The organism is Spirochaetales bacterium, assembly GCA_016930085.1.
Classification (GTDB): Bacteria; Spirochaetota; Spirochaetia; order SZUA-6; family JAFGRV01; genus JAFGHO01.
On the sequence record JAFGHO010000116.1, the window covers coordinates 20,005 to 43,423 of the forward strand.

Sequence of the window (23,419 nt, forward strand, 5' to 3'; positions counted from 1 at the left end):
GTATTCTCCTCTCTCTGAGGCCCGTTCAGTCAAGCGGAATGAAAACATCCGACTCTGCTTCCACCTGAATAATCCTGAACTCAACCCTCATGTTTTCAAGCCACTCCTTTTCCGTTTTCGGTACTTCATATACCGGCCTGGTAATACCGAGTCCGATAGTGGCGAATTGATTCGGATCGAGGGTGATGCCCCTTTTTCTTGAATAGTCGATGATCTCGTCCCGCACCGCATTTGCCCTGCTGTAACTGAGATTTTTTGCCGCCTGCATGATCCGGCTAAGCACCACTTCCTGTTCGCCCTGTTTTTTTTTCCGCAAATATTCCATGGGATCGGAATGTCCTTCGACCGTGATAACGGCGCCGCCATAAGTGGATGAGAGATCGATCACCCGTTCGAATTCATCCCGGTACAGGTCGACGGAAAACGAGTTCTGATTCGGTTTGAAGTAAATTTTGAATGAGAAAAGTGAAGAATCATCAAGGGTGTCCTGCATCTGTTTTTTTGCGATCACTGTCGATACTTCGTCCGAATCAAAACGGGATGCTTCCTTGAGATCGGCGTATTTCAATCCCTTCTTGAAATCGGTATAATTCCAGTCACCCTGAGCGATGGATATTGTTTTGGTCAAAAGTTTTAATGTAATGAAAGATTTTTGAATCTCCCTGTTGAGTTTGTCGAATCCCCTCGGGTAATTGGCGTCCTTGAAATATTTGACGTTTCCATTGAAACCCGAATGTTCGGCGTCAAAGTACATTCCCGAAACTTCGCTTGCCGCTCCGGAACTGTCCAAAAGAATGGTTGCAGCGTTCGTCATGAGGTTTTTATAGGCGGTGCTTCTCGTATCTTTGAAAATATCCTTCACTTCTTCTTCGGCGATGAACATCGCATGGACGAATTTACTCACTTCGTCCCCGTGCGCTTTGAAGTAATCCTTTCGCACGGCATAAACGTCACTGATAATCCTGTTTGCCGTTTTCGTCGAAAGAAGGATACGGGCGCCCTTGACGGAATCTTCGGCCCCCGTCCCCACCGTTCCGTCCGATGTAAGGGCAAGCGCGTCGGGGATAATGACGAATGCGGCATCGACCTTCTTCGTGTAGAGTTTCGCCATCGGCGTGTCGCCTTCGGGGCCCACGAGGTCTTTTGTCCAGAGAATCGAAACATTATTAATGGAAAGATGCGCATCGTCCAGCAGTTTCATCAGATAATCGATATGGGGACCGTAACTTTGGATCGCTATTGTTTTCCCCTTCAGGTCCCCGATATTCCGGATACCCTGTTTAACGACAAGGGCGTCGCCGCCCGCGGACCATGAGTGCTGGTAGACGACGACCATCCGTGTATTGTCCGACTTTTCGGTGATGTCGGCGGCCATGTTGATCATACCCATCGTTCCCCGCAGATAGACGATGTCCCCTTTCATGTACATTTCAACCTGCTTCTGGAAATTATCTTCCCTGAAAAGCTCGATTTTCAATCCCTTGTCCTGAAAAGGAGAGCCGGAAGCCGTTCTGGTCTTGCCCCCGTTCGCGTGTATCGTGACGATGTCCGCCCCCCATGTAATAAGCGGAAGTCTTGTCCATGAACCGGATTTATAATTGCCGGGCGAAACCCTGAGTCTGCTGCTGAAGGGCTCGAGGGATTGGGAATGAAGCAGGGCCGGCCCGATTGCCATCAGTGCCATCATTATCAAAAGATTTTTTTTCATTGTTTCCCCCTTGAACTGATTGATATAACGCAGGTCCGTATGCTGACAGACAAAAAGCGGATATATTCCATCTCCTTTAAACCCTATGCATTATATCAGCCGCTGTCAAGCAAAAAAGACGGCAATCATCTCGACTGATACGGCCTCGGGGTGAAAGTACGCGTTGGTCCTCTATTCTTTCTCTTGACCGCAGGGATAAAATGAATTAAGGTTTCTATTGAACGACAATATCAGGAAGGTGAAACGATGTTTAAGCGGACATTGACGCACGATGAGGCGGATATCATCAAGCTTATCGAATCGTTTGTGCGAAACAAACACAGTGAATCGGACAGCCATGATTATTCGCATGTACTCGAGGTGTCTCAATACGCGATCGATATCGCGGAACGTATCGAGGAGCCGGTCGATCCTTTTATTCTTATCTGCGGGGCGTTACTGCATGATATCGGGAAAACGAACCTGGTTTTCGGAAATATGCACGGACTCATCGGGTCCGCCATATCGGAAGAGTTTCTCGATGCGATCGGATACGCGAAACCCCATCTCAAACCCGTTCGCGACGCGATATGCAGAATCGTCGCGCGCCATACGCCGACGACGATGGTGGCGCCGGAGACCGTCGAAGAAAAAATCGTCTTCGACGCCGATACACTCGACAGATTGGGAATCATCGGCGTGCTTCGCGGATTCATCGGCAAAAGCGGTTCGATCGAGGAAATACTGGAAAAGAAGATGAAAACCCGCGTACGCGATTACGAAAAACTCAACTTCGAAGCATCACGGGAAATCGGGAAGGTTCAGAACGAGCAAACCATCGCATTTGTCGACCTCGTCAAGGGGGCCCTCGAAACCCGTAAAGCGGCGATCGAGCAGCTCGAACTCAAAGGGGCATACGATGCATCGGCGCTGCTTACCTCCGGAGCGAACGAAGAGTTCGAATGACAGAGCGTCCCTGTGGTAGCGGCGCCGGTGCATCGCAAAACATTATAAAGGGCCCTGTCGTATGAAATCCGGCTATTTTCTAACGGTCTGTCTCAATCCCGTCATTCAGAAGACACTTGTATTTCCGTCATTGCACGAGGCCGGGGTAAACAGGACAGGGGAATACTATACGAATTCGGCGGGAAAGGGAATCATCGTTTCACGGGTACTCGGTCTGCTGGGCGAGCCTGTCGTTCACCTGTCACAGGCGGGGGGGTGGAACAGGGAGTATTTTATAACGCTTACCGGAAAGGACGGGATTGACCTTCGTTATGTCGATTCGGGGTCGGAAGTCCGTTTTTGCTATACCCTATGCGACCGGGCCGCCGGAACATCGACGGAATTGGTGGAAGAAGGGAAGGCCGTCGTATCCGGGACGGAGGAAGCTGTCCTCCGCCTCTACCGGGAAGTACTTGCAGGTTCGCACACGCTCATTATCTCGGGCACAAAAGCGCCTGGATTTTCTCCACATATATTCCCCTCTATGGTCGATGAGGCGAAAAAGAAGAACAAGATGGTGATCCTCGATTTCCGGGAGACCGATCTCCTCAATTGCCTGCCCCTTTGTCCCGATGTCATAAAACCCAATTACCGGGAGTTCCGTTCGACATTCTTTCCGGATGAAACGGAAGGATCGCCGCGAGCGGAAAGCAGGGTCAAAGAAAAAATGGAGGAGTTATTCAAGCGTTACGGAACGGTGACGGTTCTCTCCCGCGGACCCCGTCCATGCCTTTTTATCGAGGCGGGAAAAGTGAAGACCTTAAAGCCGCCGGAGATCACGCCAGTCAACACAACGGGCTGCGGTGACGCCTTGACGGCGGGTTTTGCATCGCTTTACGCAAAGGGAAGGGGCATCGGTGAAGCAGTGGCGTTCGGCCTCGAGTGCGCCCGCCGAAACGCACTCGCCCTGCAGCCCGGCTTTATCGAAGGTTTCGAGTGGCCTCTGCCCTGAAAGAAAGCCGATTTTTTTTTGAAAACCCCTTGCTAAAAAATCGTATTTTGAGTATGCTGCAATCAGTAGCAATATCACCTTATGAAGAGGAGAAAAATGTCAATAATTACAATGTATAGAAGCCAGGCAGCAGCAGGAGTGAAATGGTTATATAGGCAAGGTGTGCCCTTTTAGGGATTGAATACGATAAACGTAAACCGCGGCGCATCTTGTGTTGCGGTTTTTTTTTGGATTAATGTTCGGGAAAGGCCGCGAAGATTTCTTTGCGGCTTTTTTTTTCGGGAGAAAACAAGATATGAAAACAATGGAAAAAACAATCGATATGACGGCACTTTCAATGAAAAAAGGCATTTCGGGCCTGTGGGCGATGATCGCGGGATACAGGGCTTTATTTTTCGGGGCGGTGATCAGTCTCGGCATCGCAGCGGGCGCCCGCATCGCGGGATTTTACTTTATCCGCTTTATCATCGACGAGGTTTTAGGCAAGGGGTCGTATATCGACCGGATATGGATCTTCGGGCTTGCCTTCGTCGGGCTTGCCGCGATCGAGGGGGCCGGTTTGTTCATAAAGGGCGTGAGTGCCGCCTCCTATACCGAGGCGGTGATCAGGCGGTTGCGGGGATTTCTCTTCGATCACATACAGCGACTCTCATTCGCCTTTCACGATCATGCCGATTCCGGAAAACTGCTCGAGCAGGTCACCGATGACGTGGAGTCGGTCAATCTTTTCTACAAGGAACAGGCGGTGGAAATCGGGAGGATCGTAACGCTCTTCGTCTTCAGCTTCGCGGCCCTGATTTCCATCGACCTTTTTCTCGGCCTCCTTTCCGTTATCTGCATTCCGCTCGTCGTTATTCAGTCGATGTGGTTTTTCAGGCAGATCGACAGGAGGTATGAAGCGTATCAGGAACAGGAGGCGGCATTAACGTCTGTTTTACGTGAAAATGTCATGGGAATGCGCGTCGTGCGGGGGTGTTCGCAGCAGAAACATGAGATAAAGAAATTCGAGAAGGAGAATGCCGGAAAAGTCGAGCGCGGAAAACGCCTCATCGTCTATCACGCCGCTTACTGGCCGATTTCCGATATCATATGCGTGATCCAGACACTGGTCGTCTATACCGCCGGTGCGATCCTCACGATGGAAGGGAAGCTGAGTATCGGGACGTATATGGCTGTCTGCGGTCTCGTCGTCTGGATTATCTGGCCCATGCGGAATCTGGGCAGGGTGGTCATCCAGGCCACCTCCGGCGTCGTCTCGTTCAGGAGAATAATGCAGGTGCTGAAAGAAAAACGGGAGGAATACGATAATAAAACCGTGAATCACGGGCCGGCTTTCCGGGGAGAAGTTGAATTCCGCGGGGTTTCTTTCCGTTACAGAGACGGAGAAGATGTCCTGAAAGAGATCACCTTTCATTGCAGACCGGGGGAGGTCGTTGCACTGGTGGGTGAAACAGGCTCTGGCAAGACGACAATTGTCAATCTCCTGCCGCGATTTTATCCCAACTATACCGGCCGCATTTTTATTGACGGGCATGAATTGAAGACGATACCGCTCACCGTGCTGAGAAGATCGATCGGGATCGTCGAACAGGAACCCTTTCTTTTTTCCGCGACGATTCGGGAGAACATCTCCTATGGCGCCGGAAAACGCATTTGTGACGACGATGTCGTTCGCGCGGCACAGGCCGCATCGATTCATGATCTGATAGAAAGCCTTCCCGACAAGTACGAATCCCTTGTCGGCGAGCGCGGCCTGACATTGTCCGGGGGGCAGAAACAGCGGATCGCTATCGCGCGGACAATCATAAAAAATCCGAAGATACTCCTGCTTGACGATGCGACATCGGAAGTCGATACCATTACCGCCCGCAGGATCGACACGGCCCTCGCCAAACTTGCCGCGGGCCGTACGTGTTTCGTGATAGCGCACAGGATTCAGACTCTCATGAGGGCGGACAGGATTTTAGTCCTCAGCAAGGGCAGGATTGTACAGTCGGGTACCCACGATGAACTCGTTGCGGCGGAAGGTTTGTATAAACGGTTTTATCGAATGCAGAATCCCGGAAGCAATCAAAGAGGAAAGGAGGCGATACATGAAAGCTGAATGTAAAGGCAAAAAGAATCGAAAGGTCGAGGTGCCGCGGCTGTTGCCCCGCATGCTCGGTTATATCGGGAAACATCCGTTGTTCGCCTGTTTGTTTCTGCTTCTGGTCGTTCTCATAGCGGTGCAGGATTCGGTCTTCACCTACGTGAACAAGCTCATTATTGACGAGGGCATCATCGCTCATGATGCCGGCCGTCTGTATCGTCTGATCGGTCTCTATGGCGGAATGGCCCTGCTTCAGGCGGGAATGGTATTTTCACTTATCTATATCGCCGGGGTAATGGGCGAACGGGTAAATTATGAACTCAGAAAAGAGATGTTCGGGAAGCTTCAGCAGCTTTCACTTTCTTTTTTTTCACGAATCAAAAGCGGTAAAATCCTGTCGCGGTTCACCTCGGATTCGAAAAAGGTGTCCGACCTCATGACATGGGGACTCGTGGATGTTTCATGGTCCGTTCTCACCATTCTTGTCTCGATCGTGTTCATGTTCCTCATCCACCGCTTCCTCGCACTTTTGGTACTCTGTATCATACCGGTCCTTGTCGGCGTGGCGGTTCTGTTTCAAAAAAAAATATTCGGATTGTTCAGGGAGGTGCGGCGTTTGAATTCACGAATCATTAACGCCTATAACGAGAATATAATGGGCGTGAAAACGGTAAAGGCCAATTGTCGGGAGAACCGGAATCTCGTGGGGTTCGACCGGGTTACCGATTCCATGCGGGTAACATCGTGCCGTGCGGCGTGGTTTTCCGCTTTTCTGGTTCCCGTGGTGCAAATCGTTGTCTCGTTCGGGGTGTTTGTCATTATTTGGATCGGCCGGTTTGCAATATCGCGGGGGCGGCATTTCCGTGGGAAGTATTCAGGCCTTTCTCTCCTATATCGCATTCATGATATGGCCCGTGCAGGAAATGACACGTGTGTGGGCGTCTCTTCAGAATGCGATGGCCGCCTCCGAACGTGTCTTCAGACTCATCGACGCCGAACCTGACATCAAAGACGTACCGAACGCGTTTGAATACAGCGGATTGAGGGAGGGTATACGGTTCGAGCATGTCGGATTCTCCTACGACAGCAAGCGTCCTGTCGTAAGCGACCTCACTTTTGAAATCCGTAAAGGCCGGACGATCGCGCTGGTGGGACCGACGGGGGGAGGAAAATCGACAATCATCAATCTCGTCTGCCGTTTTTATGAGCCGGTCTCCGGATGCATCCGTTTCGACGACACCGATTACCGCGATCTGACTCTTCATTCACTCCAGTCCAGAATAGGGATCGTGCTTCAGCACCCGCATCTTTTTTCGGGCACCGTCAGCGAGAATATCCGTTACGGAAAACCCGATGCAACGGATGGGGAAGTCACGGCCGCGGCGAAACTCGTCGGGGCGCATGAGGCTATCATGAGACTGAAAAACGGATACGATGAAGAACTGGGTGAGGGCGGATGCCTGCTTTCGACCGGAGAAAGGCAGCTTTTGAGCATCGCGCGAGCGGTTATCGGCGATCCCGAATTGTTCATCATGGATGAGGCGACGAGTTCGATCGATACGGTGACGGAGAAGCGGATCCAGAAGGCGCTGAAAACCGTATTGAGCGGTCGAACGGCAATTATTATTGCGCACCGCCTGTCCACGATTATGGAGGCGGACAGGATCATGTACGTCGGTCATGGAAGAATCATCGAGCAGGGAAGCCATGAAGAACTCCTTTCGCTTAAGGGGCGTTATTACCGGCTCTACCATGTCATGGAAAACGTCCTTGATAAAGAAAGCCGCCATTCCGCATGACGGATCTCTTGACTTTTTTTCTGTTTATCATTTCCTTTTAACCAAAAGAGAAGCTAAGGAGGAGTGGTATGGTAAAAGAAGGAGTAAAGGCGCCCGATTTCGGACTCGAGGATGAAAACGGGAAAACGGTAAGGATATCCGATTTTGCGGGTAAAAAGGTGGTTCTTTATTTTTATCCGAAGGACGATACACCCGGCTGTACGAAAGAGGCGTGCGGTTTCCGAGACGCATACGACCGGATCATGGAAAAGGGAGCGGTGGTCGTCGGGGTAAGCGCCGACTCGAAAGCGTCGCACCTCGGTTTCAAAAAGAAATTCGGGCTCCCCTTTTATCTTTTGAGCGATCCCGAAAAGGAAGTGATCAGGAAATACGGGGCCTGGGGAGAAAAGAAAATGTACGGAAAAACCTACGAAGGCATCATACGCTCGACGGTGATTATCGATGAAGAGGGGGGTGTTCTCAAGGTGTTTCCCAAAGTAACGCCAAAGGAACACGCCGAGGAGGTTCTTGCGTATCTGTAGCGCAAGAAACGTCTTTCGAAGGTGTTTCCGGCCGATATCGTTCCGGTATCATATGAAAAACCGATCAAAAGCGGGCACGGCATCGATACAGTATGGATGACTTGTCAGCGAATATAATCTCATGTATACTATAGGAAGAGATGAAAATTCCTTTTAGCCTGCATAATTCACGTGAACCGCAAAACAAGGAGGGGAATCAAAAGCCGCCCCCATGAATCATGTTATCGGTTATGAGAGATCCGAAAAGGCATATCTTGTCGGCATAAAGATACACGGAAACAGGGACCCGTTCAATATAGAAGATTCACTCGGTGAACTGCAGCAACTCGCCCGTACCTCGGGTGTCGAGGTCGTCGGCCGGACGTACCAGCATCTCAGGCAGCCGCATCCGGCGACCTACATCGGAAGTGGAAAGGTGGCCGAAATTCGTGAAGCGGTACTGGAGCGGGATGCGGAAACGGTCATTTTCGACGACGAACTCAACCCCGGCCAGCAGAAAAACCTCGAGGCGATGCTTGGCGGCGATATCAAGGTGATCGACAGAACCGCGCTTATTCTCGATATCTTTGCGCGTCACGCGGCGAGCCGCGAGGGTCAGATACAGGTCGAACTCGCCCAGTACGAATACCGCCTGCCGCGGCTGACACGGTTGTGGACGCACCTCATCCGGCAGGCGGGTGGGCGTGCGGGCGGTGAAGCGGGCGGCGTCGGGCTTCGAGGTCCCGGTGAAACCCAGCTTGAAACGGACAGGCGGCTTATTCAGAAGAAAATCGCTTCCCTGAAAAAAGAGCTGGAAGAGGTAAGGCTTCACCGCAGACAGCACCGGATGCGGCGTAAAAAAAGGGAGTTGAGTGTCATCGCGCTTGTGGGGTACACGAACGCGGGGAAAAGCTCGCTGCTGAACGCGCTCAGTACCGCCGAAGTCAAGGTCGAGGATAAACTCTTTGCGACCCTCGACCCGACAACGCGCCGTTTGCGTCTGCCGGGCGGACGGATAGTCCTTGTCACCGATACGGTGGGATTTATCAAGAAGCTTCCGCATCATCTTGTCGCGGCGTTCAGGGCCACGCTCGAGGGTATCGCGGAAGCCGATCTGCTTCTTCAGGTCGCCGATATTTCACACCCCACGGCGAAAGCGCAGCTCGCCGTTACTGAGGACGTCCTGCGGGAACAGGGGGTTTCGGACAAACCGAAATTGATCGTCTGGAACAAGATCGATCGCCTCGATGGAAGGGGAACGGGGGCGCATACGGATTATTCCGGACTGCTCGCGGTCAGCGCCCGAACCGGTGAGGGGCTGGATCGGCTTCTGATACGTATCGAAGAGGTTCTCAACAGGGAATTGATCGAAGTACGCGCGGAAATCCCTTACAGCGAAGGCGCACTTCTCCATGACGTATACACAAGCGGATACGTTCACCACAAAACCTATGGACCCAACGGAACACTCATCGCGGCGCTTGTTCCGGTGCTGATGGCGGCCAGGCTCGTTCCTTACCGAATCGGGAGTGAAGCCGGTGTATAGCGCGGTTGTTTTCGTGAGTATTGTGAGAGGACCGGGATAGGCGTCTTACTCGCCGGTCATGATCGAGGCCATGACCTTCGCGTCACCAACCATATTATCGATGATGCAATATTCGTTCGGCATGTGCGCAGTTTCTTCTATTTTCGACCAGACGACCGTTTCGTATCCTTTCCGCCGCAGGTGGCCGGCGACGGTACCCCCGCCGATACCCATCTCTACCGCTTTCTTTCCGTATACTTCTTTTATGGAATTTTTAAGCAGGGGGACAAGCGGACTGTCTTTCGGCGTGGGGGGAGAAGATACCCGCTGAATGACGGTCAGAGCTATTTGCACGCCGCGGGATTCCTCCACGTCATGAATGATCGCGTTTATTCGTTGAAGGACATCGTCCACATCGATCGAGGGAAGAATCCGGCAGTCGAGGTAAAAAATATCGTCTCCCGGAATCGTATTGATGTTCGGGACATTCGCCTCTTTTTTTGTCGGTGAAAATGTCGAGTTGGGCGGATCGAAAATGGGATCGGTCTGACTGTATTCCTCATTGAGACGGTACAGGCGAAGGGCAAGGTCGGAGCCGGCGACAAAGGCATTGTTTCCGTGTTCGGGTATCGAAGCGTGGCACTGCTTGCCGATGGTTCTCAATTGAAGCCAGAGAAGATTTTTCTCCGCGATTTCTATCATCGTAGCGTCCCTGTCCCCGCCGTCCGGAACAAGGATGATATCGGTCTGCCTGAAAAGGTTGTAATGTTCGAGCAGGTGTTTGATGCCGTATATCGACCCAGTTTCCTCGTCTGAAACAAAGAGGAGTTTCACCGTAAAAGGGGGAACCACTTTTGCTTCGAGGAGGGATGATGCGGCAAAAAGTGAAGAAACGAGTCCCTGTTGATTGTCTTCGACGCCGCGCCCGATAAGCCGTCCGTTCATTTCCTTGACCGTAAAGGGATCCGTGTTCCAGAGGTTGATATCTCCCGGAGGAACGACATCCAGATGGGTCATTACCCAGAATGTTTTCTCCGTGGATTTTCCCGGTATAGTCGCAATGATATTGGGCCGTCTTCCCGAAGAAACGCGTTCGTCCGGCGCATTGATTCTTTCCACTTCGGTAATACCGCACCTGTCGATCCATTCGATCAATTTTTGCGCTTTTTCCCATTCACCGTCACCCCCGTTTTGCGGCGCCATTGCAGGAACGGCAGTCAGTTCCTTCTGCATCGAGATCATCATACTTCTTTTATTCTCAATAATGTCGTAAATTCTTTTTTTTACTTCCATCGGTTTCCTCCCGTCCGGCGCAGGTAATATCGGGGTGTTGGTACATCATTACCTTAAAATGGCAATACATGTCAATGGTATAAAGCCGGGAAATGGATATTTTCAGGACAAAATCGGTTTGATGCTTCACGCACTCAAGAATTTGAGCCTCTCCTTGACTAAAGATTTCAAATATGATTGATTTATTAATGAAAAATACGGGGGGTAATCATGAGTCAATGCTTTCATCCGGATAAAAAAACCTGTTTGTCTCGTACGAGAAATATCGCGGGGTGTTTGACACTCCTGCTTGTTCTCATCTCTGTGACATGCTGCGGGCCTCGCATCAAGGGGTATGGTGTCGTTTTATGGGCGGAAAAGGATTCGGGGCTTCAGAACGGGGATGTCGTGGAAATCAGATCGGAGTCACGGATACGAAAATCATATATTGTGCGAAGAGAAGGCGGTGCGAAGAATATTCCCATTGTCACCAGGAGGGTCGAGGTATTCACGACACGGGAAGATTCGGAAGCATTTGCCGAACGATACGCTCCGTATACAACCCTTTACGCGTATTCCGATAAAGACGGTATTCCACCGGTACGTGAAAAACCGCTGAACTCGAAGGATGTGAAGATCATCACGAAGCCCAAAGCATACCAGGTCATGAAAGTGATCGACAAGACCGATGAAAAAACAATTATCGGCAGCATGGATGATTTCTGGTATCTTGTCCTCATCGAATACCAGGGAATCGGTCCGTCCGGCAATTATGAATTGCTCGGCGAGAAAGGCTATTGTTTCGGTCATTATCTCAATATTATCGATACCAGAGAAGATCCGGAAAAAGAGATCGAAACCGTACGTTCGGAATCGAACGAGGACGATCAGCTTGATCTGCTTATGAATACGGTTTTCAGGCCTTCCTATTATCTGGATATGATACGAAAGGGCAGAATCGATCTGGAGCGGTTCAGCAGTGCAATCGGTCTTTTTCCCGAACCTGCCGTAAACCGGATTACGATAAAAAAATCGGACGGATACTATGTGTTCGATTATTCCGATATCACACGGGTCAGTTCTTCGCTTTTTTCATTTTCCAATGCCGATATCCGGATAGAAATGCTTTCCCCGGAGAGAATTTCGGTGACCTATAACGCCTCCGGAAAACAGGTCAATGAGTTGTTTGTCATTATCGATGAGGATATTGACGAGCTCTGCGAACGTGAAAAAGCGTTCCGAAAAGCCCTGTATAATGATTTTTATATCCGCGGGAAAATACTTTCAAGTTCGGCGTACGGTACGATTACCCTCGATGAAGATTTTTATTTCACGTGGAAAGGATTTGAAAAACTCGTTCCGTCCATTATCCCGCGATCCGCAAGAAAGAACGGGAACGTGGATTTTCCGTTCTTTCTGTCGCAGGAACTGGGTGATCAGTACGACGGGGTTATTACCTTTTATTTTGACGGTTACCGGTCGGAAAAGGGGATCAATTTTCTCTACAAGTTTACCGACCAGGGAGTCAGATTTATCAGCGCCCTTGAAGAGTATATTATCGAGCGGGAGGTAACCAGAATCGGGTTGAATCCCATCATCATCTTTTTCACGTTCAGCGGGTAACTCCATGCCTTCCGTCAACCTCTATGATATTTCCGTTTCGTTCGGAGCGGAGAGGATTCTGGAATCGGTCAATCTGTCGATAGCGGCAAAAGACCGTCTCGCTTTGACCGGCGCGAACGGAAGCGGAAAAACCACCCTCATGAGGATCATTGCCGGGGAAGTGGTTCCCGACTCCGGCCGGATCGTCCGTGAAAAGGACACAAGGGTCGGTTATCTTCCCCAGACGGGTGTCACCTTCAGGGATATGACGGTCGCCGCTGCGGTCGAACGATCATTTGACGAAATAACGCCGCTTCTGGAAGAAATGCGGGAGATCGAATCGAGGCTCGAATCGGTGAAGAAGGATTCGGAAGAAACCTGCGCCCTGCTTGAACATTACCACTACCTCCATGAGACAATTATAACAAGCGAGTATTACTCGCGTGAGGAAGCGATTCACCGGGTATTGACCGGTCTTGGATTTTCCGAAGAGGAATTTCACAAACCAATTTCTTCCTTTTCGAGCGGCTGGCAGATGAGGATCGCCCTTGCCTGTGTCCTTCTCGGAAAACCGGATATCATGATGCTCGACGAGCCCACCAATTACCTCGATATCGAGGCGCGGCAATGGCTAAAGACTTTTCTCAATTCGTTTGAGGGAGGGATTCTCATTGTTTCACACGACCGTTTTTTTCTGGATGAAGTCGTCGGAAAGGTCGCCGAGATCTACGGGAGAAAGGTCACCGTCTATACCGGGAATTACACCGCGTATGAGCGAAAGCGGGCGGCCGAACTCGAGCGGATCATCGAGTCGTACAAACGGCAGCAGGAAGAGATATCGAAGATCGAGTTGTTCATCAAACGCTTTCGATACAATTCTTCAAAGGCGAAACTGGTACAAAGCAGGATACACTATCTGGAAAAACTCGACCGGATCGAAAAACCGCCCGGCCTCCGGTCCATACATTTCCAATTTCCATCCCCCCCGCCCCCGGGCGATATGGTCGTCGAGGTCGACGGGCTGGGCAAGTCGTATAACGGAAAAGAGGTGTTCGGCGGCGTGAGTTTCGTTCTGAAACGGGGAGAACGGCTGGTGCTGACCGGCATAAACGGGGCCGGAAAATCGACCCTTATCGGCATACTCGCGGGGACCCTCGAACCGGATGCGGGGATCATCCGTTACGGTTCGAATGTGGCGACAGGATATTTTTCCCAGGACCACCTTTCGGGCATGAAAAAGGAAACGAGTATTATCGACGAACTCGAATCGTCGGCACCGACGGAAATGATCCCCCACCTCCGCAACTTGCTGGGCGCTTTTCTCTTTGGCGGGAACGATGTGTACAAAAGCCTGTCGGTATTGAGCGGGGGGGAGCAGAGCAGGATACATCTGATAAAGCTCCTGCTCAATCCCGCTAATCTCCTGCTTCTGGACGAGCCGACCAACCACCTCGATATGGTTTCGAACAATATTCTGCTCGATGTCCTCAAAAACAGCGGGGCAACCCTGGTCTTTGTCTCCCATGACCGTTATTTTATCCGGCAACTCGCGACAAAGGTGTACGAGCTGGAGTCGGGGAAAGGGACGCTCTACCACGGCGATTACGAGTATTATCTCTGGAAAAAAGCGTCTTTTTCGATAAACCAAAAACTCGAGGAAACGGATCAAACGGGAAAAAAGCGCCCGGATGACGTCAGGTCGAAGCGGGAAGCGGACAGACAGAAAAAAAACAGGCTGAGAAAATTGAAAGAAGAGGAGGCTGAGATCCTCACGAATATTGAACGGCTCGGGACGGAAAAGAAAGGGTTCGAGCACTCAATGGCGGACGAATCGGTATACCGTGACGGCGAACGGATGAAAAGCCTCAAGGAAAAGCTTTCCGATTGCGAACGCGCCCATGCACGACTCTTCGAACGGTGGGAACAGGTCGAAGAAGAAATACGGATACTCGAAAAGGAAATAAAGCAGGAATGCGGCTGAAGATTAAAATCCCGCTCTTTTGTCTTGCATCTCGTATTGTAATCGGTTTAAATATATGGAAGGATAAATCCTTAAAATGGGCAGTGGTTTGAGAGGAGGATCGAAATGGAAATATTCAAAGCATACGATATCCGCGGGACGTACGGAGAGGAGATCAATCCGGAGCTGGCCTATAAAGTTGGCCGGGCTTTCGCCCGTTATTCGGACGGATTTACCCTGATAGCGGGATATGACGCCCGGCTTCATTCCAGGGAGCTCTATAATGCGCTGGCTCGAGGAATCGTCGATGAAGGGAAGATGGTGCACGGCATCGGCCTTACTTCGACGCCGTGTCTTCACTTCATGCAGGTCCACGGCGGATTCGACGGGGGTGTCATGGTGACCGCGTCGCACAATCCCCCCCGCTATCACGGATTCAAGTTGTTCGATTCGGAGGGGGGGTCGGTCAGCCTCGACAAAGGTCTCAGGGAAATTAAAAACATGATCCCCTCGATACCGGAGGATCCCGTGGAACAAAAAGGAAAGTTCATCGAGGATATAACCCCGGAGCCCTATCTCGATTTTCTCGCCGATTTCTGGGAAGGAGCAGCCTGCGGTCTCAATGTCGTTGTGGACGCCTCGAATGGTTCCGCCGGAGAAATATTCGGGATGCTGGGTAAACGTACGGGTATTAATATGACTGTCATAAACCGGGAGCCGGACGGCAACTTTCCGAATCACGGGCCCAACCCACTCGAAGAGAAAAACAGGACGCAGCTGGCGGAAAAAGTGAGGGAGCTCAAGGCCGATGTGGGGGCGATCCTCGACGGCGACGGCGACCGCGTTCTCTTTGTCGATGAGGGGGGGGGACTGGTACAGAATTACTTTATTTCGGTTCTCTTTGCCGAACAGCTGCTTTCAGAGTTTCCCGGGGGTTCGATCGTCTACGATCTCATCTCCTCGCGCGTGCTGCCGGAAGAAATCGAAAAGCTGGGCGGCGTTCCCGTCGTCTCCCGCGTCGGGTACACCTATCTCTATGACAACATGACTTCCTCGGACGCGCTTTTCGGCACGGAAACCTCCGGCCATGCCTATTTCAGGGTAAGCGAAGGCTATTATACCGAATCGGCAGCCTATGCCCTTCTCCTTCTCCTCAAAACGCTGATGCGACGCCGCACACCGCTTTCGGCACTCGTCGAACCGTTGCGGAAGCAATACTACCAGGCCCCCGAAATCAACCTCGAGGCCGAAGACAAGGATGCGGCGGTCCGCAGGATCGAAGAACACTTTAGCGGCCTTAAAAAAGAATACCTTGACGGGGTAAGTGTGGACGGCGGCGATTTCTGGTTCAATCTCAGACCCAGCAATACCGAACCCCTGCTCCGCCTTCGTCTCGAAGCGAAAGACAGGGAAACGGGAGAGGAAAAGACAAAGGAGATCATGGGGCTTCTGGAAGGGTGAGACGGGGATTGTCTTTGTACCCATCATAAAGGACTTGTTATTTCCGGATAATAAATACAACCGGCGCAAAAGAGTGTGAATCCGTACCATCCATGTTGAAAGTTTCTCCTTTTTGCACAGTGAAGTATGTAATGTCTGTCCCTGCCATATGGCATCCAAAATCAATAGATTTAAATACGTATGAGTTGCAATAGTTCTTGGTATAATTGTATGAACCACTTTTCCCCTCGTTCTTTTCCTGTATAACGATAACGACAATGTCTTTTTCCGCTGTAAAATTAATGTATTTATTATCAATATTTTCTTTTTCACTGTCCATATCACAATAGATATCTCTAAGGTTGAAAAAGCCCTTTTTTACATTACCTTCTGGTTCGAATGTTTTGCCTTTTATATTCCAGTAATATAGTATGTCCGCAAACTGGTCGATTATATATATTTTGCCTAAGCTTGTAGCAGCAACTCTGTCAATCAGCATAAAAACGCTTTCACCGGTGTCCGTATTTACACCGAAATGTCTCACTTTTTTGTGTTCGTCAAAATAATATGCGCCTCCCTTGAGACGGTCGGAGCCTATTCCATAATGATAACCGCCTTCCGCATAGTATGCCGTGTCGATCGCAAAAAAACTGTCAAAATATTCGGACGATCCTCCGAATGTATAACATGATAGATAAGCGTTGTCCACTTTTCTGTCAAATGAAAAAATATTATTATCGATGATCATTTCTGCGTACGAAAATAAGGGTATTGCGATTAGGATTAAAAATACGATTAATCTCATTTTCATAATTCCTCCCCCGCTGTTATCGTTTTCTTTTTATAACATTCCGTTTACCAGTTTCTTGTTATTTTAGAGAAATAAATCCCGTTTTCATCCATATTCATAAAATAGACATCACCGGATGGTGAGACTGCTGCATGATATCTTTCTGATTCATTGTAAAAGCAATCAAGTACTTCACCGTATGGCGAATGAACGAGAATTGTTTTCTTAAGATATCTGCCCGTTTCGGCATGCCAGTAGCTGTTATTGTCTTTGTCGAATCCTATTAGCCTGAGAATATTTAATATAGAAATATCAAAATCATACTTTTCTTCTGTTGTTTTTGTTTTCCGGTTTTTTTTAACGATTTTATAATATTCATTGTAAAGATAGTAATTATAGGTCAGAATCCTGTCATTTCTCATGATAAGATTGTTTTTATTGAGAAAATCATTGAGTTCTTCATCAATGGCGGTAACATTTCTTGAATTTGCTCTTATTTCATTCATTATTTTTCTTGTTTCATTCGCAGGCATATATTTCCCTGCAGAGTTATAGATATATGTATTTTTCTTTTCGTTGTCGACAAGAAGAATATTGCCGTCAACCGCGAATATATTGTCATTAATATGGGAAAACCTTTTATACAAATCGACGCCGCCGTCCCTTGCCGCGTCGTATTTTGTTATTCGCAAAAGCTCTTTTCCGTTTTTAGCGATTTTTACGATTGTGTCACCGGTATACCTGTATTGCGGTATATCCTTTCGTCGATAAACAGATTCATCCTGTCGAGCATTATTTTATCATACACGGCTAAAAAATCATCATCCCACACGGCGCTTTGAAACTCCTGTGCCTCAAGACATGAAAACTGTAAAATCAGGTCGTCGCCTGGTCTTGCATAATAATAATATCCTTCCGCCTTTATACTGAAATAGTAATATCGGAATTCATCTTCATAGCTCTTAAATCCAAAGTATAAATCAAAGTTTTCGTCTGTTTTTAGACAGCAGTCGCCTATAAACGAGCCGTCATTGTTGAAATAATGATTGTTATAATCAACGTGATATGCAGGTCCATAGGGTGCATCCCATTCATACTGTTCATATAATGTAAATGTCGCCAGCCATATTTCGAAAATAGAGTTGCTTGCATAGAGACTGAACTCATTCCCCTTGTTTTTGAAAATATTACTTTCAGCGGTATCGTTACCGTATCCTTACTGATGAGGATCCCACGGCGAGATGATTTTTATTTTATTGAAATTTATACCTTCATATATATCTCCGGGGCATGCATGATCGAGGTGCTGTTTACCATAAATATTATCATAATACCACATTTTTATATTGAAAAATTTCAACGATTCGTTGTCGTTTGGAATCCAGTGGCCGCATTCATCAAGATATAGATCACAGTTAAGTCCTTCATTAGATAAGGTACGTTCCTCCCAGTTTGGAGGAAGAAAAATAGGCGGCGGCGGCGGCATACAGTTTGTAACAACTATAGAAAGTAAAGTAATTATAATAAAACAGTATAGATATGATGAAATTTCAGAGAGATGAAATAATTCCTTTCTCTCTCTCTCTCTCTCTCTCTCTCTCTCTCTCTCTCTCTCTGATACTTTCATTTCATGCCGCTCCATTTTAACAAGTCTTAGAATATATCAGTACAAATTTCCTTACTTTTTAATTGAAACCCTTACCGGTTCAAAAATACTTTAAAAATATACAAAAAGCAAGTGTAATGTTGTTTTTAATAAAAAAGAGAAAGGATTATGAAACAATCCTATTTCAATGACAATATATCACTGAAATCCGGATATATCCTGTATTTATACCATATGTATCCTTCCTCCCCCAATTATTTACCATCTTTACACGACCGATATTTTTTTAGTATGATTATCATATTATAAAGGCTTGTTCACTCGTGGCCTGAAAAACAATGGAGGAGGGATAACGGTGGATTACGGGATAGATGAAAAAAAACAAAAAGGCGGTTTCCGGCTCAAATACAATGCGCCGGTTATTCTTTCATTCGCCTTCATATGCACGGTCGTCATGATCATGGCCCAGGTACTGGGCGAAGGATTTCTGAGGCTGTTCGTGGCGCCGGGAAACCATACGGGATTCAGGCTTTTTTCACTCGACGTTCTCAAACTCTTCACCCACGCAATCGGGCACGCGAGCTGGCCCCACCTTCTGGGGAATTTCACCTTTATCCTCCTGATCGGTCCTATTCTGGAAGAACGGTACGGTTCGGGGCTTCTGGTGCTCATGATGCTGGTGACCGCGTTTTCCACCGGAGTGCTGAATGTCCTTTTTTTCCCGACCGGGCTTCTCGGCGCGAGCGGTATCGTTTTCATGTTCATCCTCCTCACTTCCTTCACCAATGTCAGGCGGGGCGAGATTCCCATTACCTTTATCCTCGTGGTGCTTCTTTTTGTCGGACAGGAGGTATACCGGGCGATTGCCGAACAAAACAATGTCAGCGAGTTTGCCCACATCATCGGCGGATTTTTCGGGGCGCTTTTCGGATTCTTTCTGGGCTCGAAAAAGGAAACGGGGAAATCCGTGGAAGACTCCATTTCACAGGTGTAGGATCGGGAAACACGTTTCCGCCGGCATCCGGCTTCGGAATGACGGGGGTATATTTATCCCGATCAGGGGAAAGGGTTACATATGAGAGAAAAATTGCAGAGTATCGAGGCGCGCTATAACGAACTTCAGCGGCTGCTTGAAAATCCGGATATCGTCAAAGACCAGAAAGAGTATAAAAAACTGACGCAGGAGCTTGCCTCGATTTCCGATATCGTCGATGGGTACGTGAAACTCAAAGCGATTGAAGCCGAAATGGAGGGTTCCCGGCAGGTATTCGAGGAAAGCGACCACGAGATGAGGGAACTTGCACGGGAGGAACTCCGCGGCCTCGAAAAAAGGAAGAACGAACTGGTGGAAAAACTCAAACTCATGCTCATTCCCAAAGACCCGCTCGATCTGAAAAACATCATAATGGAAATACGGGCGGGAACCGGGGGAGAGGAAGCCGCCCTGTTCGTTTCCGATCTTTACAGAATGTACTGCCGGTTCGCGGAGGAGCGCCGGTGGAAGTTCGAAATACTTTCCTCCCATCCCACCGGCATCGGGGGATTGAAGGAAATCATTTTTTCCGTCATCGGCAAGCAGGTGTACGCCGACCTGCGGTACGAAAGCGGGGTTCACCGCGTCCAGCGTGTACCCGAAACGGAATCGGGCGGGAGAATCCATACCTCGGCGGTGACGGTCGCGGTGCTGCCCGAAGCGGAAGAAACCGACATCGTCATCGATCCCGAAGACCTCAGGATCGATGTCTATCGTTCTTCGGGTCCCGGGGGCCAGAGTGTGAACACCACCGATTCCGCGGTCAGGGTCACCCATATCCCGACGGGGCTGGTCGTCACATGCCAGGACGAGAAATCCCAGCACAAGAACAAGGCAAAGGCGATCAGGGTCCTTCGGGCCCGCCTGTTCGAGCTGGAAGAGGAGAAAAAACAGGCGGAACGGGCCAAAGAGCGGAAAAGCCAGGTCGGTACCGGCGACCGTTCCGAGAGAATCCGTACCTACAATTATCCGCAGAACAGGGTAACGGACCATAGAATCAATCTTACCCTGTACAAACTCGAACAGGTAATGGAAGGCGATCTGGATCAGATCATCGATGCACTAAAGGTTTCTGCAAAACAGCAGCTTCTCAGTATTCATTCGACATGACGATCGGCGAGACACTTCGTGAAGGATATACAATGCTCTATTACGCCGAGGTCGAAACACCGATGCTCGACAGTATCGTCCTCCTCGCCGAAGCCGTGGGTATGACGAAGGAAAAGCTGTACGCGAGTTTCACGCATTCCATCGAAGAAGGGCAGTACGGCAGATTCAGGGAATTTCTCCATGACCGGTGTTCGGGAGTACCGGTTTCCTACATTTGCCGCAGAAAGGAGTTTTACGGGAAGGAGTTTTTTGTCGATCCCCGTGTGCTGGTGCCGAGGCCGGATACGGAAATTCTGGTCGATTACGCCTTTTCCCTGGTAAAGACGCACGGGTATATCAGGAATATTCATGACGCCTGTACCGGATCGGGGTGTATTGCCATAACCATACAAACGCTTTTGCCTGAGGCCGCCGTCTCCGCATCGGATATATCCGGAGCGGCGAAAGAAGTGTTTGAGGAAAATTGCAGGAGGATATTGGGGCAGGGGGCCGGGATTCCCTTCTTCGTCTCCGACCTCCTTGCCGGTGTGAAAGGAACTTATGACATGATCGTTTCGAATCCTCCCTATCTGACGGACAGGGAGACTTCGGACCTTAAAAAAATCGGGTGGCCCGAGCCGGAACTCGCGCTTAGAGGCGGGACCGATGGAACGGAACCAAGCAGGCGGCTTATCCGGCAGGCACCGCAGCGCCTTGCCGCGGGAGGTTATCTCGTGCTCGAATCCGCCCCTCCCCATATGGATGTGCTGCGTCTTTTTATGGAAAAAAACGGATTTACCGATATCGCGGTCGTCTGTGACCTCGGACAGCGCCCCCGTGTCATTGCAGGGAGATTGGCTGCAGGGAGACAGCGGGATGAGTGATGCGACCGCCATGATCGCCGATTTCGAGGCGACACTTGGCAATTATACGAAAGAGGAAAAAGAGGAAATCATTGCGGCGGCCCGGTGGGCGGAAGGTCTGCATCACAACCAGAAACGGGCGAGCGGCGAGCCGTATTTTATTCATCCCCTCAATGTGGCGACGATTCTCATCAATCTAAGGCTCGACAGCAAGACGATAATAGCCGCCCTGCTTCATGATATCCTCGAAGATACCGGCGTGACAAGGCAGGAATTGCGCCGCGAGTTCGGAAAGGAAGTCGAATCGCTTGTGTACGGGGTGACGAAAATCGCGAGTTTCCATGCCAAAAGCAGATCGGTTCAGGCGGCGGAGACGATAAGGAAAATGCTGTTCGCCATGGTCAAGGATATCAGGGTGATTCTCATAAAACTCGCGGACAAGCTTCACAATATGCGGACCCTCTCATATCTTGACAGGGAAAAACAAAAGGAAATCGCCAACGAGTGCATGGATATTTACGCGCCTCTTGCCGGCAGACTCGGTATTTCATGGATAAAGGATGAACTCGAGGATATTTCACTCAAGTATCTTATGCCGCAGATATACGATCAGATAAAGACCTTTGTCGCGGAGAAAAAAAACGAGCGCGCGGAATACCTCGCCCGTGTGGAGGCTGAAATATACAAGGCGGCCGCGGCCGAACACATCGATATCGAAATCAAGACACGGGCAAAACACTTCTATTCGATCTATTACAAAATCAAAAAGCAGGGAAAGCGGCTCGAAGAGATTTACGATCTTTCGGGCATTCGCATTCTCTGCCATACGCCGGCCGAGTGCTATACATTGCTGGGTATCGTCCACACACTCTGGATACCGATATCGGGCCGTTTCAAGGATTACATCGCCATGCCCAAAGCGAACCGGTATCAAAGCCTCCACACTACGGTCATGTGTTTCGACGGCAAACCGATCGAGATCCAGATCCGGACGCACGAGATGAACAGAACGGCGGAGAACGGAATCGCCGCACATTGGCTATACAAGAAGGGATTTTCGCGCGAGCAGCTCCGGCTCGAGGATCTTCCGATTATCAACAAACTCAGATCGTGGGACAGTGAAGGGATGGCAACGGAAGGGTTTCTTCAGGAAATCAAGCGGGAATTGCTAAAGGACTCCATCTATATCTTTACTCCGAAAGGGGATGTGGTCGAACTTCCCGCAGGGTCCACCGCCGTTGATTTTGCCTATCATATTCATACGGAAGTGGGCAATCATTGCCTCGCGGCCAAAGCCGACGGGTCCATCATCCCGCTTCGCAAGGAACTCAAAAACGCGCAGATCATAGAGATTATCACCGGTCAGAACGCGCACCCCCATCTCAACTGGCTCAATTACGCGAGGACCGCAAGCGCGAGGTCGAAAATACGGCATTGGCTCAACCAGAACGATTCCAGCCTTATCATCGAACAGAATATCATCGCCAAACAGCACCCGCAGCTTCCGAAGAAAAGGACGTCGAAACACGAAAAGTCCGGGCCGGAGGCAAAACGGTTTTTCGACGACCGTCGGATCGGGGTGGTGATCGACAAGGAACGGAATGTGCTGATCCGTTTTGCCCGGTGCTGCGGGCCGACCCCCGGCGACGAAATTATCGGGTATGTGACGCGGGGCAGGGGGATTACCATTCACAAACATGATTGTCCCAATCTCAAATACATCAAGGATATCGACAACCGCCGCATTGAAGTCGAATGGGAAACCTTCGGGACAAAAGCGACCTATCGTTTCAAGGTGACGGTAAAGCCGTCCGAAGATATTTTCTCCGAGATCGAGGGGGCGATCAGAAAATATCAGGGCCACCTTATCGAAGGTAAAATCGAAGAAAAAGACACGGATATTTATACGGGATATTTTACCATCGAGATCGATGACAGGAAAAATTTCAGATATGTCTTAAAGAGTCTCCGTGCGGTCCCCGCGATTGTCAATGTCGGAGTAATGGAATCGCATGATTGACCGCGGAATCTATACAACACTTCCGATACGGAATCCCTGGCCCGGCGCGCCTGTTTTGTACAGAAAAATGACGTCATCCACCCAGGACGACGCCCGGCGTCTTGTTGCCGGTGAAGGCCGGTCCCGGGTGACCGGTGAAGGCCGGTCCCGGGTGACCGGTGAAGGCCGGTCCCGGGTGACCGGTGAA

General features: G+C 49.7%; 20 protein-coding genes. 15 read left to right on the top strand and 5 right to left on the bottom strand.

The genetic code is table 11. From position 1 onward, the window contains the following. Positions 1–25: 25 nt before the first annotated feature. Positions 26–1,708: an ABC transporter substrate-binding protein gene (locus JW881_19560; GenBank protein ID MBN1699721.1), complete on the bottom strand. Its 1,683-nt coding sequence runs from the start codon at positions 1,706–1,708 to the stop codon at positions 26–28. Between the two features lie 246 nt (positions 1,709–1,954). On the opposite strand from JW881_19560, the gene JW881_19565 reads away from it, so the two are divergent. The 7 genes from JW881_19565 to hflX all read left to right on the top strand — a co-directional run bounded on the left by JW881_19565 (position 1,955) and on the right by hflX (position 9,578). Beyond that, positions 1,955–2,653, top strand: a complete 699-nt coding sequence (locus tag JW881_19565) for an HD domain-containing protein (GenBank protein ID MBN1699722.1) — start codon at positions 1,955–1,957, stop codon at positions 2,651–2,653. A 61-nt stretch (positions 2,654–2,714) separates the two neighbouring features. Further along, positions 2,715–3,644: a bifunctional hydroxymethylpyrimidine kinase/phosphomethylpyrimidine kinase gene (locus JW881_19570; protein MBN1699723.1), complete on the top strand. Its 930-nt coding sequence runs from the start codon at positions 2,715–2,717 to the stop codon at positions 3,642–3,644. 295 nt (positions 3,645–3,939) lie between these two features. After that, positions 3,940–5,748, top strand: coding sequence for an ABC transporter ATP-binding protein (locus JW881_19575; GenBank protein ID MBN1699724.1), 1,809 nt, complete (start codon positions 3,940–3,942; stop codon positions 5,746–5,748). Further along, on the top strand, positions 5,738–6,736 hold the full coding sequence (locus JW881_19580) for a hypothetical protein (GenBank protein MBN1699725.1): 999 nt from the start codon (positions 5,738–5,740) through the stop codon (positions 6,734–6,736). The genes JW881_19575 and JW881_19580 overlap by 11 nt, the downstream gene beginning before the upstream one ends. Continuing rightward, positions 6,666–7,532 (top strand): ATP-binding cassette domain-containing protein, encoded by an 867-nt coding sequence (locus JW881_19585; GenBank protein MBN1699726.1) that lies wholly within the window; start codon positions 6,666–6,668, stop codon positions 7,530–7,532. The genes JW881_19580 and JW881_19585 overlap by 71 nt, the downstream gene beginning before the upstream one ends. 68 nt (positions 7,533–7,600) lie before the next feature. Next, the gene (gene bcp / locus JW881_19590) at positions 7,601–8,053 is read left to right on the top strand and encodes a thioredoxin-dependent thiol peroxidase (protein MBN1699727.1); all 453 of its coding nucleotides are present in this window, start codon (positions 7,601–7,603) and stop codon (positions 8,051–8,053) included. A 211-nt stretch (positions 8,054–8,264) separates the two neighbouring features. Next, positions 8,265–9,578 carry a GTPase HflX gene (gene hflX / locus JW881_19595; protein ID MBN1699728.1) on the top strand — a complete coding sequence of 438 codons (1,314 nt, stop codon included), beginning with the start codon at positions 8,265–8,267 and terminating at the stop codon, positions 9,576–9,578. Between the two features lie 45 nt (positions 9,579–9,623). Here the strand turns inward: hflX and JW881_19600 are convergent, their stop codons facing one another. Beyond that, on the bottom strand, positions 9,624–10,850 hold the full coding sequence (locus JW881_19600) for a M20 family metallo-hydrolase (protein ID MBN1699729.1): 1,227 nt from the start codon (positions 10,848–10,850) through the stop codon (positions 9,624–9,626). A 210-nt stretch (positions 10,851–11,060) separates the two neighbouring features. On the opposite strand from JW881_19600, the gene JW881_19605 reads away from it, so the two are divergent. The 3 genes from JW881_19605 to JW881_19615 all read left to right on the top strand — a co-directional run bounded on the left by JW881_19605 (position 11,061) and on the right by JW881_19615 (position 15,852). Continuing rightward, positions 11,061–12,452: a hypothetical protein gene (locus JW881_19605; GenBank protein MBN1699730.1), complete on the top strand. Its 1,392-nt coding sequence runs from the start codon at positions 11,061–11,063 to the stop codon at positions 12,450–12,452. A gap of 4 nt (positions 12,453–12,456) precedes the next feature. After that, entirely contained in the window at positions 12,457–14,412 is a 1,956-nt protein-coding gene (locus JW881_19610; GenBank protein MBN1699731.1) for an ABC-F family ATP-binding cassette domain-containing protein, read from the top strand. Between the two features lie 105 nt (positions 14,413–14,517). Beyond that, positions 14,518–15,852, top strand: coding sequence for a phosphomannomutase/phosphoglucomutase (locus tag JW881_19615; GenBank protein ID MBN1699732.1), 1,335 nt, complete (start codon positions 14,518–14,520; stop codon positions 15,850–15,852). 37 nt (positions 15,853–15,889) lie between these two features. Here the strand turns inward: JW881_19615 and JW881_19620 are convergent, their stop codons facing one another. From JW881_19620 to JW881_19630, 3 genes are all read right to left on the bottom strand, one after another. Then, complete coding sequence (locus JW881_19620) at positions 15,890–16,642, bottom strand: hypothetical protein (GenBank protein MBN1699733.1); 753 nt, start codon at positions 16,640–16,642, stop codon at positions 15,890–15,892. A gap of 44 nt (positions 16,643–16,686) precedes the next feature. Beyond that, the gene (locus JW881_19625) at positions 16,687–17,313 is read right to left on the bottom strand and encodes a hypothetical protein (GenBank protein ID MBN1699734.1); all 627 of its coding nucleotides are present in this window, start codon (positions 17,311–17,313) and stop codon (positions 16,687–16,689) included. A 524-nt stretch (positions 17,314–17,837) separates the two neighbouring features. Then, positions 17,838–18,248 (bottom strand): hypothetical protein, encoded by a 411-nt coding sequence (locus JW881_19630; protein ID MBN1699735.1) that lies wholly within the window; start codon positions 18,246–18,248, stop codon positions 17,838–17,840. 433 nt (positions 18,249–18,681) lie between these two features. Here JW881_19630 and JW881_19635 point away from each other — a divergent pair, with 433 nt between their 5' ends. The 5 genes from JW881_19635 to JW881_19655 all read left to right on the top strand — a co-directional run. Further along, positions 18,682–19,221, top strand: a complete 540-nt coding sequence (locus JW881_19635; protein ID MBN1699736.1) for a rhomboid family intramembrane serine protease — start codon at positions 18,682–18,684, stop codon at positions 19,219–19,221. A gap of 81 nt (positions 19,222–19,302) precedes the next feature. Further along, on the top strand, positions 19,303–20,370 hold the full coding sequence (prfA, locus tag JW881_19640; GenBank protein ID MBN1699737.1) for a peptide chain release factor 1: 1,068 nt from the start codon (positions 19,303–19,305) through the stop codon (positions 20,368–20,370). A 32-nt stretch (positions 20,371–20,402) separates the two neighbouring features. Continuing rightward, positions 20,403–21,233: a peptide chain release factor N(5)-glutamine methyltransferase gene (gene prmC, locus JW881_19645; protein ID MBN1699738.1), complete on the top strand. Its 831-nt coding sequence runs from the start codon at positions 20,403–20,405 to the stop codon at positions 21,231–21,233. Positions 21,234–21,243: 10 nt separating this feature from the next. Then, positions 21,244–23,232 carry a bifunctional (p)ppGpp synthetase/guanosine-3',5'-bis(diphosphate) 3'-pyrophosphohydrolase gene (locus JW881_19650; GenBank protein ID MBN1699739.1) on the top strand — a complete coding sequence of 663 codons (1,989 nt, stop codon included), beginning with the start codon at positions 21,244–21,246 and terminating at the stop codon, positions 23,230–23,232. Next, positions 23,225–23,419, top strand: a 195-nt coding sequence (locus JW881_19655; protein ID MBN1699740.1) for a hypothetical protein, incomplete at its 3' end; no start/stop codon positions are given. The genes JW881_19650 and JW881_19655, both read left to right, overlap by 8 nt.